Here is a 13,678-nt window from a genome sequence, read left to right on the forward strand (position 1 = left end):
GCCCCGAACAACGTCGAAGGCCGGTCTGTTTCACAGACCGGCCTTCGACGTTTCTGAGGAGACTCAGGCGGGCGGCAGAACCGGGGCGCCCGGAGCGGGCTCGACCGGCGCGGGCGCGACCGGCGCGGGCGCGACCGGAGCGGGACCCGCAACCGGAGAATTGGCCGGCGGCTGCGAGGTCATGGGCCGCTGCGCCAGGGCCAGCAGCATGTCGCCGCCGCTGATCTCCTGGGTCTGCACGGCGTGCCACAGTTCCCGCAGGTAGGACACGTTCGGGCCCTGCTGGGGCCCGACGGGAACCTCCGTTGCGCCCGGCGGAAGGTTCTCCGGGCTCGGCAGGTGCGGGACCTCGGCGGGAATGGTCGGAAGCTGGCCGCTCACCAGCTGATTGGCCGCGTCCATCGCCGGTGCGGGCAGGGGGACGTCGTTGAGCGGGGCCAGCGGGTCGGCCGCGGGTGCGGCGACGGGGGCCGGCGGCTGCGCGGGCGGAACCGGCACGGCCGGATCGGCCGGAGTCAGCGGCACGTGCAGCGACCAAACCTGCGGCTGCGGGCCTGCGGCCGGATCGGCGGGCGTCCAGTCGGCCGGGTCCACCACGGGTGCGGCCGGGGCGGGCACCTCGAGGGAGGCCTGCTCGATGACGGCGCCCTCGGGCGGCAGAGGCGCGTCGACGGGGGCCGGTGCCTCCGGTGCGGGCGCGACGAACGAGGCGTCCTGGATCACGGGCTCGACGGGCGGCAGCGCCTCTTCGGGCGCGGGCGGTACGAAGTCGACGGGAACGGCCACGGGCTCGGGGGCCGGCGGCAGAGCCTCGGGGGCCGGCTCGACAACGTCGACCGGGGGAGCCTCGGGCGCCGGGGGCAGTGCCTCGGGTGCCGGGGGAAGCACGTCGACCGGGGGAGCCTCGGGCGCCGGGGGCAGTGCCTCGGGTGCCGGGGGAAGCACGTCGACCGGGGGAGCCTCGGGGGCGGGCGGCAGTGCCTCGGGTGCCGGGGGAAGCACGTCGACCGGGGGAGCCTCGGGGGCCGGGGGCAGAACCTCAGGCGCGGGCGGCGGGCCCTCGGGGGCGGGTGCCTCGAACGCGACAGGCTGACCGGTGACGCCCTCGGCGTCGATCGGTGCGTCCAGCGCCGCAGGCTCGGCGACCACGTTGCGCGGGGTGGCGGAGGACAGGCCGCGGCCGCAGACCGGCCACGCACCCTTGCCCTGGCTGGCCAGAACACGCTCAGCGATGGCGATCTGCTGGTCCTTGGTGGCCAGGTGGGCGGACGGGGCGAACTCGCCGCCGCCGTGGCCCTTCCACGTGCCGGGGGCGAACTGCAGGCCGCCCTGGTAGCCGTTGCCGGTGTTGATCGCCCAGTTGCCGCCGGACTCGCAGCGGGCCACGGTGTCCCATTCGCCGTCGGTGGCGGCGCCAGCCTGGCCGGCGAGGGCAAGACCGCTGCCCCCGATCACAGCGCCGGTGAAGGCGATCTTCGCGACGTTCTTACTCGATTGGGTGGGCTTGCGATGCCGTCCACTCATAAGTCGGTGAAGTCCTCTCGTCATGCGCCTGCGAGGTCAGCTGTCGGGTTCGGGCTGGAGAGGTTGCCCGGCCGGCTCCGCGATCCGGTGGTCCGGAATGCGATGTCGGCTTCACCCCAAGGAGTCGCGTGCGACTCCAGGTCCGATTCGGTGGACCGGTTGGGTCCCCCGCCTCCATCCGTGGTGGTGGTCGGATCCTCTGCCCAACGGATGGAGCTCGGCGCGATAGGAAGAGGAAGGCCTGCCGCTGGGTAAAGCTCGGCTGGCTTGAGAAACGACGGTAACGGGTATGGGGCCTGCCGTCACCTTTTGCGTGGAACGGCGTTTCCGCAGGTGGCAAACCTTAAGAGGGCTCTAAATGCCCAAGAGACTTCGCTGTTCTCCCAGGTCAGTTTTGACACCTCTGGACACGGGCCATTCCGTTACCCGTTCGTTATGTGATATAAATCACTATCATCCGCCGGCGAACGGCGGTAACACGTCGAGGGTCTCTCCCGAGTGCAGTGAGCTGCTCAAATCGCGCACAGCCATGCCGTCTCGCAAATACGAGCAGCGCTGCAGCACCCGAGCCAGATCAGGGTTGCGTGCGCCCAGACGCTCGACCACCTCGGCCACGGTGGTGCCGGGGGGTGTGCTGAGCACCTCCTGCTCGACGCCGGCGGCGGCACTGGCGGCCGCAAAATACCGCACCGTCACGGTCACGCCGAGGTGAGTGTCGGTCATCTCATCCGCCGATCGCGCTCATCGGGCGGTTCGGTTGCACAAAGTCCGGGTCGTTGATGCCGTGGCCTGCGGCTTTCTGCCACATGGTCTGCCGCCAGGACGCCTCGATCTCGGCGTCGTCGGCCCCACGGCGCAGCAGCGCGCGCAGATCGGTCTCCGACGTGGCGAACAGGCAGTTGCGCACCTGGCCGTCGGCGGTCAACCGGGTGCGGTCGCAGGCTGCGCAGAACGCCTTGGTCACCGAAGCGATGACGCCGACGGTCGCGTCGCCGCCGTTGACCCGCCACAGTTGGGCCGGCGCCGACCCGCGGGGCGCCGTATCCGGCGTCAGCGTGAAGTGTCCGCGGAGTGTGGACAGGATGTCGTCGGCCGTCAGCACCTGATCCCGGCGCCAGTGATGCTCGGCGTCCAGCGGCATCTGCTCGATCACACGTAACTGATACCCGTGCTCAAGGCAGAACGTCAGCAGGTCGACGACGTCCTCGCGGCCGGTCGCCGGATCGAGCACGGCGTTGACCTTGATCGGGCCCAGGCCGGCGCGCTGCGCCGCGGCCAAGCCGTCGATGACGTCATCGAGACGGTCCCGTCGGGTGATCGCCGCGAAGCGCGCCGCGTCGACGGTGTCGAGCGAGACGTTCACCCGGTTCAGGCCCGCGTCGACGAGCGCCTGCGCGCGCCGTGCCAGGCCCAGGCCATTGGTGGTCAGCGCGATCTCTGGGCGCGGTCGCAGTGCCGCGGTGGCCGCCACCACCTCCTCCAGGTGCTTGACCACCAGGGGTTCGCCGCCGGTGAAGCGGACGTTGGTGATGCCCAGTCGGGTCACCGCGATGCGCAGCAGTCGGATCAGTTCGGCGGGGGACAACAACTCCTCGCCGGGCAGCCAGTCCAGCCCCTCGGCGGGCATGCAGTAGGTGCAGCGCAGATTGCAGCGGTCCGTCAGCGACACCCGAAGGTCGGTGGCGATGCGCCCGAATGTGTCGACCAACGGGCCGGCCGCGGGGGCCGGACTGGTCACGCGGGACACGGTCGGCAGGCCGAGGGCCGTCACGGTCATGTCGGCAGTCCGATCCGATCCTGGCGGGCCGAGTCCACCGGGACGATGTCCTTGCCCAACGGAACCAGCGAGATCGGGATCATCTTCAGATCGGCCAGCGCCAGCGGGATTCCGATGATCGTCACGGCCATGGCCACGGCGCTCACCAGGTGGCCGAGCGCGAGCCACCAGCCGAACAGGATGATCCAGATGACGTTGCCGACCAGTGCTCCCGGACGGGTGCCGGGCTTGTCGACGATGGTGCGGCCGAAGGGCCACAACGCGTACGACGCGATCCTCAGCGCCGCGAAGCCGAAGGGGATGGTGACGATGAGGACGAAGCAGATCACCGCGGCCAGCAGGTAACCAAGCGCCAGCCAGAGGCCGCCGAAGACCAACCAGATGATGTTGAGAACCAGCCGCATGTCACCTCCAGGGGTATCGCCAGACTACCCAGAGAACTGGGATGCTGGCGCGGGGGCCGCCCGAGTAGGATCAACCTGACTACGCGCCCTGCGCAGGCGGGGCGCTTCGTTTTGTATTGGATAGGTCGGCCTCGCCGACCCGTAGGACAAGCAGGTGAGAGACCAGTGCCTACCGGCAGGGTGAAGTGGTATGACACCGAGAAGGGTTTCGGCTTCCTGTCTCAGGAGGATGGGGAGGACGTCTACGTCCGCTCATCTGCGCTGCCCGCTGGGGTCGAGGGTCTCAAGGCGGGGCAGAAGGTCGAGTTCGGTGTCGCCGCCGGACGGCGCGGCCCACAGGCGCTGAGCCTGAAGCTCATTGACCCGCCGCCCAGCCTGACGCGCACCCGCCGCGAGTCCGCGGGCCCGGCCGAGCACAAGCACACCCCCGACGAACTGCACGGCATGGTCGAGGACATGATCACCCTCCTGGAGGGGACGGTCCAGCCCGAGCTGCGCAAGGGCCGCTACCCCGATCGCAAGGTCGCCCGCCGGGTGTCCGAGGTGGTCAAGGCCGTCGCGCGCGAACTCGACGCCTGACCCCCGCGGGGCGGGCATGCTGTAGTGCATGGCCTCTCCGTCTGATGCCCCTGCGGGCGCGTCCTACGTCGCCACGGGCGGCGAGTTCACCCGCGACACCGACTACATCACCACCCGGATCACGGCCGACGGTCGCGACGGCTACCCGGTTGAGGCCGGACGCTATCGGCTGATCGTGGCCAGGGCGTGCCCGTGGGCCAACCGCGCGATCATCGTGCGACGGCTGCTGGGCCTCGAAGATGTTCTGTCCATAGGGTTCTGCGGGCCGACGCATGACCAGCGCAGCTGGACCTTCGACCTCGATCCCGGCGGCGTGGATCCGGTGCTGGGCATCCCGCGCCTGCGGGACGCCTACCTCAAGCGGTTCCCGGACTACCCGAAGGGCATCACGGTGCCGGCCATCGTCGACGTCCCGACGGGGCAGGTCGTCACCAACGACTTCGCGCAGATCACGCTGGATCTGTCCACGCAGTGGTCGGCGCACCACCGGCCCGGTGCACCGCAGCTGTACCCCGAGCCGCTGCGGGCCGAGATCGACGAGGTGGCCAAGCGGATCTACACCGAGGTCAACAACGGTGTGTACCGGTGCGGGTTCGCCGGCAGCCAGGCCGCCTACGAGGCCGCGTTCGACCGGTTGTTCACCGCGTTGGACTCGGTCTCCGAGCGGTTGTCGACCCAGCGCTACCTCGTCGGCGACACCATCACCGAGGCCGATGTGCGGCTGTTCACCACCCTGGCCCGGTTCGACCCCGTCTACCACGGCCACTTCAAGTGCAATCGGCAGAAGCTCGCGGAGATGCCCGTGCTGTGGGCGTATGCCCGCGACCTGTTCCAGACGCCGGGCTTCGGCGATACCGTCGACTTCGAGCAGATCAAGGCGCACTACTACATCGTGCATTCGGACATCAATCCCAGCCAGATCGTGCCGAAGGGGCCGGATCTCGCGAACTGGCTCACCCCCCACGGCCGGGAAGTGTTGGGCGGCAGGCCCTTCGGTGACGGCACCCCGCCCGGGCCGACGCGCGAGGGGGAGCGGGTCCCGGCTGAACTTCTGCGCTGAGACGCCCACCCTGGGCGGGAAGGTGCGGGTGCCCGCCGCCGTCAGCGCGGTCGGGGCGGAAAGTAGCCTGGACGCATGGCTCTGTTAGGTGCACACGTCGACTCCGCGGATCCGTTGGCCCACGCCGAGGCCGACGGGGCCGAGGCCGTCCAGTTCTTCCTCGGCGATCCGCAGGGCTGGAAGAAACCCGTCGAGCACCCCCACGCCGACGCACTCCGCGCCAGCGATGTGGCGATCTACATCCACTCGCCGTACGTCATCAACGTCGCCTCGACCAACAACCGCATCCGGATCCCCAGTCGCAAGATCCTGCACCAGCATGCCGACGCCGCGGCCGCCATCGGCGCCAAGGGCCTGGTGGTGCACGGCGGTCACGTCACCGCCAAGGACGATCCGGCGACGGGAATCGAGAACTGGCGCAAGCTGTTCGAGCGCGCTGAGGAGCAGGGCGGCTTCCCGCTGCCGATCCTGATCGAGAACACCGCGGGCGGCGACAACGCGATGGCCCGCCGCTTCGACCGGTTGGCGATGCTGTGGGATGCGGTGGGGCAGTACGGCCCCGGTTTCGTCCTGGACACGTGCCACGCGTGGGCCGGCGGCGAGGAGTTGGCCGACATCGTCGACCGGGTCAAGGCCATCACGGGTCGCATCGACCTGGTGCACGCCAACAACTCTCGCGACGGGTTCGACTCGGGAGCCGACCGGCACGCCAACTTCGATGCGGGCACCTTCGACTCGGATCTGATCGCCGCGGTGTGCCGCGACGCCGGATGCGACGTGATCATCGAAACCCCGTCCGACGGCCACGTCGCCGACCTGGAGTTCCTGCGGAGGAGCCTGGCTTAGTCGGCGGCCTTCGGTTGGCGCTGCTCCCAGACGGTGCGCACCGACCATTCGGCGTGCGAGGCCGGCATCTCCTCGCCGTCCACCACGACCAGCGTCGGTAACTCCACGGCCATGCCGAAGAGCCGACCGTGCTGCGGGTCGACGGTCGGGACGGTGACCGCAAGGCGGTCACCGGTCATGACCTGCAGCGACTGCTCGCCGTCCTCGTAGGCCAGCGTCAACCACCACGGCGCCTTCCCGATGGCCGACGGGACCGACAACTGCACGGGGTTCCGGTGGTCGACCGGGAGCTCACCCAGTTCGGTGCCGGGGTCACAGTCGTTGAGGTTCAACGGATTGCAGTACCGGTACGGCTTGACCCGGACCAGCTCGCCATGTGAGTAGACGCTGATCTCAGGCAGCTCATGGCCGCCGCCGCGGGCCAGCGCCCACGCGCCGACACCGGCCCCGGCCGAGGCCAGCACGACGGCCAGGCTGCTGACCACCGCCACAGTTCTTTTCACTCGCGCGTCACCGCCTGGGATCGGGGATGGGGGTCACGGGTGCGTGGCCCCTCCTGCTCGACCATCACGGGGCGGTTGCCACCGAGGCCGGGAATCAAGGACTGGCCGTGGAAGCTCAGCACCGTCTGAGCCAGGCCGGGGATCAGTAGGGCGGTGATCGCGGTGAACCCCACCCACAGTTCGGTGTAGACCAGCACGCCGATCGCGCCGCCGAACACCCAGGCCAACTGCAGCAGCGACTCCGAGCGGCCGAATGCCGAGGCTCGCGACTTCTCGGGCAGATCGTCCTGCAGGGACGCATCCAGGGAGGCCTTGGCGATCGCGCTCGATCCCGAGGTGACCAGAGTGGCGAACGCCGCCACGAACAGGTTGCCGGTCAGCGCGGTCGCCAGCGCGACCGTCGTCACGGCCAGCGCGCAGCGCACCACCAGCACCGAGGGGCGGCCCAGCTTCAGGCGGGCCGCGGTGAAGTTGCCCGCGAAGTTGCCGACGGCGGCGGCCACGCCGATCAGGCCGAGGATGGCCAACTGTTCCAGGCCACTGGCGTCGTGCGACTTGGCCACGAACGCGGGGTAGAGGAACAGGAACCCGACCATCGCCTTGATGGTGCAGTTTCCCCACAGCGACGTGATGATGTTGCGCCCCAGAGGCTGTCGGGGGGCGGCCTTCCGGCCGGTGTCGTGGTCGTGCCGCCGGCGCAGGGTGTCGGAGTCGGACGCGTCGTGGTAACTCAGCGTGGTCGGCACCTCACCCGCCGTCACCTCGACCCAGCGTGGGATCTGCATCGAAAGCCAGGCGCCGGCCAGCGTCACCGCGATGATCACGAACAACGCCCCCGGCAGTCCAAAGAGCCGGGTCATCGCGTACTCGACGCCCGCCGCGATCCCGCCGCCCGCGATGGTTCCGCCGAGCAGGCCGAACACCGTGAGCCGGGAGTTGACGCGAACAAGGTCGATGGACGGCGGCATGACGCGCGGGGTCACCGCGCTGCGCAGCACCGAGAAGGACTTGGACAGCACCATCATTCCCAGGGCACACGGGTAGAGCACCCAGGACGGGAAGCTGCCGGTGGCGCCGTCGTAGTTGGCGATCAGGACGATGGCCAACACTGTGCGCAGCCCGAACGAGGACGCGAGCGCGACCCGTCGGCCGTGCTGAAGGCGGTCCAGCGCCGGGCCGATCAGGGGTGCGATCACCGCGAAGGGTGCGATGGTGATCAACAGGTACAGCGCGACCTTGCTCTTGCTCTCGGCCGTGGCGGCCGCGAAGAACAGGGTGTTGGCCAGTGCGACACCCATCGCGGCATCGACGGCGAAGTTGGCCATCACGGGCCACGTCAGCGCGGTGAGTCCGGACTTGTCGGCGCCGTCGGCGGTGGCGGCCCGGTGTACCAGGCCGTAGATCCGGGACCCCATCTCGCGACTGCGCATCGCCGCGGCACGGGTGACGGTGATGCGGGTGCCCGCCTCGGCGTCCCCGCCGACGCGGCCGTCCTGGGGTGGCGGAACGTCGCGGTCGGACCTGCGGTCGTTGTTCAGGGGAGGCAGGTAGCGGTTGGCGCTGGCGCCGGGATCCGGCGGGTAGTTGGCCATGCCAGGGTGCTCTCTCGTACCCGGGCGACGAGACTGCGGGGTCGGGCGTGACGACCACTCACTGGGTTCATCTCGACGGCGCCCGGACACGACGACAATTCTTCCCTATACCCGCGCACCGGCGCGCTCAGGTGACCGGTGTGGCTGTCGCTTCTGAGCTGAGGCAGTATTGACACCGATGGAAAGCGCCACCGATTACACCGAACAGCCGACTGACGAGTCCCCAGCAACCGTGAGTCAGGCCGGCACCGACGTGCCCGATGAGCTCTCGGCGCTCCTTCTGGGAGCCGTCGATCTGGCTCGTGCCGCTGTCGAGGAGTTGAGCGCTGGCTCGGTCGGCGAGTATCTCGGCGCCAGTCACGAGGACTCCACGTCGGCCACGCATCGGTTCCTGGCCGAACTGACCGGTTACCGCGGATGGCAGTGGGCGGTGGTCGTCGCGGCCTATCCCGGGGCGTCGCACGCCACCGTCAGCGAGGTCGTGTTGGTTCCGGGTCCGACGGCGCTGCTGGCGCCCGAGTGGGTGCCGTGGGAGCAGCGGGTCAGGCCCGGCGACCTCAGCCCCGGCGATCTCCTGGCGCCGCCCGCCGAGGACCCGCGCCTGGTGCCCGGCTTCATGCTCAACGGTGATCCCGACGAGAACCGGGTCGCCGCGGAACTCGGTATCGGCCGCCGTCAGGTCATGAGCGCGTGGGGTCGGGACGACGCCGCGCAGCGCTGGCATGACAGTGACTTCGGTCCGGAGTCGGCGATGGCGCGCTCCACCAAGCGGGCCTGCCGCGACTGCGGTTTCCTGCTGCCGCTGGCCGGTTCGCTGGGCACGATGTTCGGTGTCTGCGGCAACGCGATGGCGGCCGACGGTCACGTGGTCGACTTCGGCTACGGCTGTGGCGCGCATTCGGACACCCCGGCCCCGGCCGGTGCGGGTTCGCCCCTGTTCGATCCGTACGACGACGGTGTGCTCGACGTCGCGGCCAATCCGGTGCCGCAGGCGGCTGCCGAAGCGCCCGAGGCTGAGGACGTGACCGAGGAACCGCTCGCCGAGGAAACCGCTGCCGAAGTGTTGGTCGTGGAACAAGCTGCCGAGGAGCCGGTCGCGGACGAGCCCGCCGCCGAGGGATCGGTGGCTCAAGAAGCCACGGAAGAGCCTGCCGAAGAGCCGGTCGCGGAAGACGCCGCTGCAGAAGAGCCGAAGGCCGAAGAGGTCACGGCCGAAGAGCCTGCCGCCGAGGAACCTGCTACGGAGACGGCCGAAGCACCCGCCGAGGACTAGAAGCCGTCGAGTCCGGTCTGGGCGCCGCGGGCACCGCGCCGCGCGGCGCTGCGCTGCCAGAGGAAGATTGACGTTCCGACCACCCCGGTCCCCAGCCCCGCGATACACACCGGCCGCCAGGTCTCCAGGTCTGCGACGGTGAACGCTGCGATCGTCGCGAGGAGCCACAGCAGTGCCCCGACGGCGATCACGGGCCACGGTTCGAGCCAGGCCCGAGGAAGCGCCGGCGGTTCGGGTGCAGGGCCTCGCTGGTCCGGTTCCGGGGCGTCTGCGGGCACACCACCACGGTAGTCGACCTGGATCAGTGGGGTAGACAGTCGTCTAATTGGCCCCTGGGTAAACAGTGCTGTCGTATTGTTCACTGTGTGAAAGACGTGGAGAGTCGGCTCGCCGGTGACCTCTCGCTTGCCGTGATCCGGCTGTCGAGGCAATTGCGGTTCCGTCGTCCCGACTCGCCGGTGTCGCTGTCGCAGCTTTCTGCACTCGCGACGCTGCAGAAAGAGGGCGCTATGACGCCCGGCGCCTTGGCGATTCGGGAACGTGTGCGGCCGCCGTCGATGACTCGCGTGATCGCCGCGCTCGGGGACATGGGACTGGTGGTGCGCACGCCGCACCCCGTCGACGGCCGGCAGGTGCTGGTGTCGGCCTCCGACGCCGGCGTCGGTCTGCTCGAAGCCGAGCGGCGCGCCAGTCAGGAGTGGCTGCAGCGCAGGCTCGCGACTCTGAATCCCGACGAGCGCGCGACACTGCTTCGCGCGGCTGATCTGATGTCGGCGCTTGTCGACGAAAGCGCGTGACCGCCAACGTCATTGACGTCGATGATCCTCACGACCCGCGGTTGGACGACTTCCGCGACCTGAACTCGGTGGACCGTCGACCAGACCTGCCCAGCGGTCGCGGCCTGGTGATCGCCGAAGGTGTGTTGGTGGTGCAGCGCATGCTCGCCTCCCGGTTCACCCCGCACGCGATGCTGGGCACCGAGCGCCGACTGGCGGAACTCTCCGCTGACCTCGACGGCGTGGCCGCGCCGTACTACCGCGCGAGCGCGGAGGTGATGGCCGACGTGATCGGGTTCCACCTGAATCGCGGGGTGTTGGCCGCCGCGCGTCGGCCAGAGATGCTGACGCTTGAAGAGGTCATCGACGGTGCCCGCACGATCGCCGTGCTCGAGGGCGTCAACGACCACGAGAACCTCGGTTCGATCTTCCGCAACGCTGCGGGACTCGCGGTCGACGCGGTGATCTTCGGTGCCGGATGCGCGGACCCCTTGTACCGTCGCGCGGTGCGCGTCTCGATGGGCCACGCGCTGCTGGTGCCCTTCGCTCGGGCGCAGAACTGGCCGCAGGATCTGAATATTCTGCGCGACAACGGTTTCGAGATCATCGCCATGACACCGGATCCGCGGGCGCTGACGTTGGCGGAGGCACTGGACGTCCGGCGCGACCATCGCGTGGCGTTCATGGTCGGGGCCGAGGGGCCGGGGCTGACCGAGACCGTCATGCGGGCCAGCGACGCGCGCGTGCGCATCCCGATGTCACGCGGCACGGACTCCCTCAACGTCGCCACGGCCGCCGCGTTGGCGTTCTACGAGCGGGCCAGGGACAACGGCTAGATTCGTAGCCGTGACGTTGCGCAGAGAGTCGGAGCCGACGCCGTGGGGCACTGGGCTCACCGTGGCCGCGTTCACGGCCGCGGTCGTCGGTGCGTTGATCGTGGTGTTGGGCCTCGGGCTGATCCGCGTGCATCCGCTGCTCGCGGTGGGCCTGAACCTCGTCGCGGTGGGCGGTCTGGCGCCGACGGTCTGGGGGTGGCGTCGCCTGCCGGTGGCTCGGTGGTTCGTGTTGGGTTCCGGCGTCGGGGTCGCGGGCGGGTGGGTCGTGCTGCTCGCTATGGCCTCATCCGGTCTGGCCTGAGGTCAGCGACCGCTCAGCGGTCGCCGCTGGAGCGCACGCCGAGCAGGACGTCCTCCCAGCCCGGCACCTCGGGCTTGGCGCGCTTGGCGCGGGCCTGACGCTTCTTCGGGGCGGGTGCGGGCGCGGGTGCGGGTTCGGCCTGCGGAGCGGGCGCCGGGGTGTGTGCCGCCGGTGCCGGAGTGTGTGCGACGGGTGCGGTGGGCTCGTCGAAGTCCAGTTGGGCCACCGGCGCCAGCGGGCGCAGCGGTCGGGCGACCCTGGGGTCCACCAGTTCGTGGGCCGCGTCGTCGACGGGTGTGACGGTGCCGCCGTGCGCACCCGGCGCGAACCAGAAGTGCGCGACGTTGTCGGACCGGCCGGCCTGCCAGGCCAACTGCACGGTCCAGCGGCCGTCCTCGTTGCGCCAGGCGTCCCAGGTCGTGGCGTCGGGGTTGAGCCCCCGGGACACCAGGGCCATGGTCACCGACTCCAGCAGGGTCAGCACCGCGGGCCCGTCCGAGAGCACCGGGTGGGCCGCGGTGGCCAACTCGGCGGCACGGGACCGCTCCAAGAGCACGGGGTGGGCGAAGCGCTCGATGCGCGACGGGTCCGCCCCCGAGTACTCGGCGAGCTGTTCGACGGACGCACCCGCACGGATGCGGGCCTGAATCTCCTTGGGACGCAGCACGCTTCTGACCTCGAGTTCGATCTCCGTCTGTCCCGCGCTGGCGGCGTCGCCGCGGACAGCCGCACGAAGACGCTCGTCGACCCGCAGGCGGAACTTCTCGGTGCGCCCTGTGACGTCGTCCTCGCAGATGATGTGTCTGCCGTCGACGTCGAGTCCGACCACCTTCAGATCCCGCATGTCGACCTCCTTGGGGCCACCGTGCCAGGCCCGCCTCAAGCGGACCCTACTGCAGCGGGCACCCGATTATGGGGTGACACGCTGGCCGGATAACGAACGGATTACGGCAGTGGTGTCAGAGGCGTTCGACGACCCAGTCGATGCACGTGGTCAGCGCCGTGACGTCCTCGGGATCGACGGCCGGGAACATCGCCACGCGAAGCTGGTTGCGGCCCAGCTTGCGGTACGGCTCGGTGTCGACGATGCCGTTGGCGCGCAGGATCTTTGCCACCGCGGCGGCGTCGACGTCGTCGTTGAAGTCGATCGTGCCGACGACCTGCGAGCGCAGTGCCGGATCGGCGACGAACGGCGTCGCGAACGACGAGGCCTCGGCCCAGGCGTAGAGGCGCGATGCGGAGTCGGCGGTGCGCTTGACGGCCCAGTCCAGGCCGCCGTTGCCGTTGAGCCAGTTCAACTGCTCGTCCATCAGCACCAGCGTCGCGATCGCGGGCGTGTTGTAGGTCTGGTTCTTGAGGCTGTTGTCGACCGCGATCGGCAGGGACAGGAACTCCGGAACCCACCGGCCCGACGCGGCGATCGCCTCGACGCGGGCCAGCGCGGCCGGCGACATGACCGCGAACCACAGGCCGCCGTCGCTGGCGAAGTTCTTCTGCGGCGCGAAGTAGTAGGTGTCGACGTCGTTGATGTCGACCGGCAGGCCGCCGGCGCCCGAGGTGGCGTCGATGACGACGAGCTTGCCGTCGGAGCCCTCGGGGCGGGTGACGGGCACCGCGACGCCGGTCGAGGTCTCGTTGTGGGCCCAGGCGATCACGTCCACCGACGGGTCGGACTGCGGCGTCGGGGCGCTGCCCGCGTCGGCCTTGACGACGATCGGGTCGCCGACGAACGGGTTCTTGGCGACCGCGGAGGCGAACTTCGCACTGAACTCGCCGTAGGTGAGGTGCAGCGACTTCGATTCGACCAGGCCGAACGCCGCGGCGTCCCAGAACGCGGTGGACCCGCCGTTGCCCAGGATGACCTCATAGCCGTCGGGCACCGAGAACAGTTGCCGCACGCCGTCGCGGACGTGGCCGACCAGGTTCTTCACCGGGGCCTGTCGATGCGAGGTGCCGAAGAGTTCCGCGCCGCGGCTGACCAGTGCCTGCACCTGTTCGGGGCGGACTTTCGACGGGCCGCACCCGAAGCGTCCGTCGGTGGGCTTGAGGTCGGCGGGGATCGTGAGCTGGTCAGCCATGCCATCAAGGGTAATGAGCGGCGCATCCGGGCAGAATGCGGGTTGTGTCGGGGTGACGGCGACCACTCGGCGGCTGACCCGTGCCGGTTGAATCGCCAGGAAACCGGGTATGGAATCTGTGCGATACCT

Annotated in this window: 16 protein-coding genes and 1 riboswitch; of the genes, 7 read left to right on the forward strand and 9 right to left on the reverse strand. The window is 69.8% G+C overall.

The genetic code is table 11. From position 1 onward, the window contains the following. Nucleotides 1-63: 63 nt before the first annotated feature. The 4 genes from G6N34_RS01920 to G6N34_RS01935 all read right to left on the reverse strand — a co-directional run bounded on the left by G6N34_RS01920 (nt 64) and on the right by G6N34_RS01935 (nt 3,705). A complete protein-coding gene (locus tag G6N34_RS01920; protein ID WP_163645291.1) occupies nt 64-1,524 on the reverse strand; it encodes a transglycosylase family protein in 1,461 nt (486 codons plus the stop codon). A gap of 9 nt (nt 1,525-1,533) precedes the next feature. After that, a riboswitch (cyclic di-AMP (ydaO/yuaA leader) is annotated at nt 1,534-1,757 on the reverse strand. A 220-nt stretch (nt 1,758-1,977) separates the two neighbouring features. Continuing rightward, nucleotides 1,978-2,247: a MoaD/ThiS family protein gene (locus G6N34_RS01925; RefSeq protein ID WP_085155395.1), complete on the reverse strand. Its 270-nt coding sequence runs from the start codon at nt 2,245-2,247 to the stop codon at nt 1,978-1,980. 1 nt (nt 2,248) lies between these two features. Then, nucleotides 2,249-3,301 (reverse strand): GTP 3',8-cyclase MoaA, encoded by a 1,053-nt coding sequence (gene moaA, locus G6N34_RS01930; protein WP_085155393.1) that lies wholly within the window; start codon nt 3,299-3,301, stop codon nt 2,249-2,251. Next, the gene (locus G6N34_RS01935) at nt 3,298-3,705 is read right to left on the reverse strand and encodes a YccF domain-containing protein (RefSeq protein WP_085155391.1); all 408 of its coding nucleotides are present in this window, start codon (nt 3,703-3,705) and stop codon (nt 3,298-3,300) included. The genes moaA and G6N34_RS01935 overlap by 4 nt, the downstream gene beginning before the upstream one ends. A 165-nt stretch (nt 3,706-3,870) precedes the next feature. Between G6N34_RS01935 and G6N34_RS01940 the strand changes: the two genes are divergently transcribed. From G6N34_RS01940 to G6N34_RS01950, 3 genes are all read left to right on the forward strand, one after another. Continuing rightward, nucleotides 3,871-4,284 carry a cold-shock protein gene (locus tag G6N34_RS01940; RefSeq protein ID WP_085155389.1) on the forward strand — a complete coding sequence of 138 codons (414 nt, stop codon included), beginning with the start codon at nt 3,871-3,873 and terminating at the stop codon, nt 4,282-4,284. A gap of 28 nt (nt 4,285-4,312) precedes the next feature. Next, complete coding sequence (locus G6N34_RS01945) at nt 4,313-5,344, forward strand: glutathione S-transferase family protein (RefSeq protein ID WP_085155387.1); 1,032 nt, start codon at nt 4,313-4,315, stop codon at nt 5,342-5,344. A gap of 75 nt (nt 5,345-5,419) precedes the next feature. Then, nucleotides 5,420-6,190, forward strand: coding sequence for a deoxyribonuclease IV (locus tag G6N34_RS01950; protein ID WP_085155385.1), 771 nt, complete (start codon nt 5,420-5,422; stop codon nt 6,188-6,190). Here the strand turns inward: G6N34_RS01950 and G6N34_RS01955 are convergent. Beyond that, nucleotides 6,187-6,693, reverse strand: coding sequence for a DUF2771 domain-containing protein (locus G6N34_RS01955; RefSeq protein WP_085155383.1), 507 nt, complete (start codon nt 6,691-6,693; stop codon nt 6,187-6,189). The two genes, G6N34_RS01950 and G6N34_RS01955, sit on opposite strands and share 4 nt — an antisense overlap. After that, nucleotides 6,690-8,375: an MFS transporter gene (locus tag G6N34_RS01960; RefSeq protein WP_085155381.1), complete on the reverse strand. Its 1,686-nt coding sequence runs from the start codon at nt 8,373-8,375 to the stop codon at nt 6,690-6,692. The genes G6N34_RS01955 and G6N34_RS01960 overlap by 4 nt, the downstream gene beginning before the upstream one ends. Nucleotides 8,376-8,463: 88 nt before the next feature. Here G6N34_RS01960 and G6N34_RS01965 point away from each other — a divergent pair, with 88 nt between their 5' ends. After that, nucleotides 8,464-9,558 carry a DUF3027 domain-containing protein gene (locus G6N34_RS01965; protein WP_085155379.1) on the forward strand — a complete coding sequence of 365 codons (1,095 nt, stop codon included), beginning with the start codon at nt 8,464-8,466 and terminating at the stop codon, nt 9,556-9,558. Here G6N34_RS01965 and G6N34_RS01970 read toward each other — a convergent pair. Beyond that, the gene (locus tag G6N34_RS01970; RefSeq protein ID WP_085155377.1) at nt 9,555-9,836 is read right to left on the reverse strand and encodes a DUF2530 domain-containing protein; all 282 of its coding nucleotides are present in this window, start codon (nt 9,834-9,836) and stop codon (nt 9,555-9,557) included. The two genes, G6N34_RS01965 and G6N34_RS01970, sit on opposite strands and share 4 nt — an antisense overlap. 87 nt (nt 9,837-9,923) lie before the next feature. On the opposite strand from G6N34_RS01970, the gene G6N34_RS01975 reads away from it, so the two are divergent. Genes G6N34_RS01975 through G6N34_RS01985 form a run of 3 tightly spaced genes read left to right on the forward strand, consistent with a single transcriptional unit; the run spans nt 9,924 to nt 11,471 of the window. Beyond that, complete coding sequence (locus G6N34_RS01975; RefSeq protein WP_085155375.1) at nt 9,924-10,355, forward strand: Rv0880 family HTH-type transcriptional regulator; 432 nt, start codon at nt 9,924-9,926, stop codon at nt 10,353-10,355. Then, the gene (locus tag G6N34_RS01980) at nt 10,352-11,170 is read left to right on the forward strand and encodes a TrmH family RNA methyltransferase (protein ID WP_085155373.1); all 819 of its coding nucleotides are present in this window, start codon (nt 10,352-10,354) and stop codon (nt 11,168-11,170) included. Before G6N34_RS01975 ends, G6N34_RS01980 begins: the two co-directional genes overlap by 4 nt. 10 nt (nt 11,171-11,180) lie before the next feature. Continuing rightward, a complete protein-coding gene (locus G6N34_RS01985) occupies nt 11,181-11,471 on the forward strand; it encodes a DUF2537 domain-containing protein (RefSeq protein WP_179965715.1) in 291 nt (96 codons plus the stop codon). 13 nt (nt 11,472-11,484) lie between these two features. On the opposite strand, the gene sepH is transcribed toward G6N34_RS01985, so the two are convergent. Both sepH and serC read right to left on the reverse strand, forming a co-directional pair. Continuing rightward, nucleotides 11,485-12,315, reverse strand: coding sequence for a septation protein SepH (sepH, locus tag G6N34_RS01990; protein WP_085155371.1), 831 nt, complete (start codon nt 12,313-12,315; stop codon nt 11,485-11,487). A 115-nt stretch (nt 12,316-12,430) separates the two neighbouring features. Next, nucleotides 12,431-13,549: a phosphoserine transaminase gene (gene serC / locus G6N34_RS01995; RefSeq protein ID WP_085155369.1), complete on the reverse strand. Its 1,119-nt coding sequence runs from the start codon at nt 13,547-13,549 to the stop codon at nt 12,431-12,433. Nucleotides 13,550-13,678 lie beyond the last annotated feature (129 nt).

It is taken from the genome of Mycolicibacterium confluentis (genome assembly GCF_010729895.1).
GTDB classification, from domain to species: domain Bacteria; phylum Actinomycetota; class Actinomycetes; order Mycobacteriales; family Mycobacteriaceae; genus Mycobacterium; species Mycobacterium confluentis.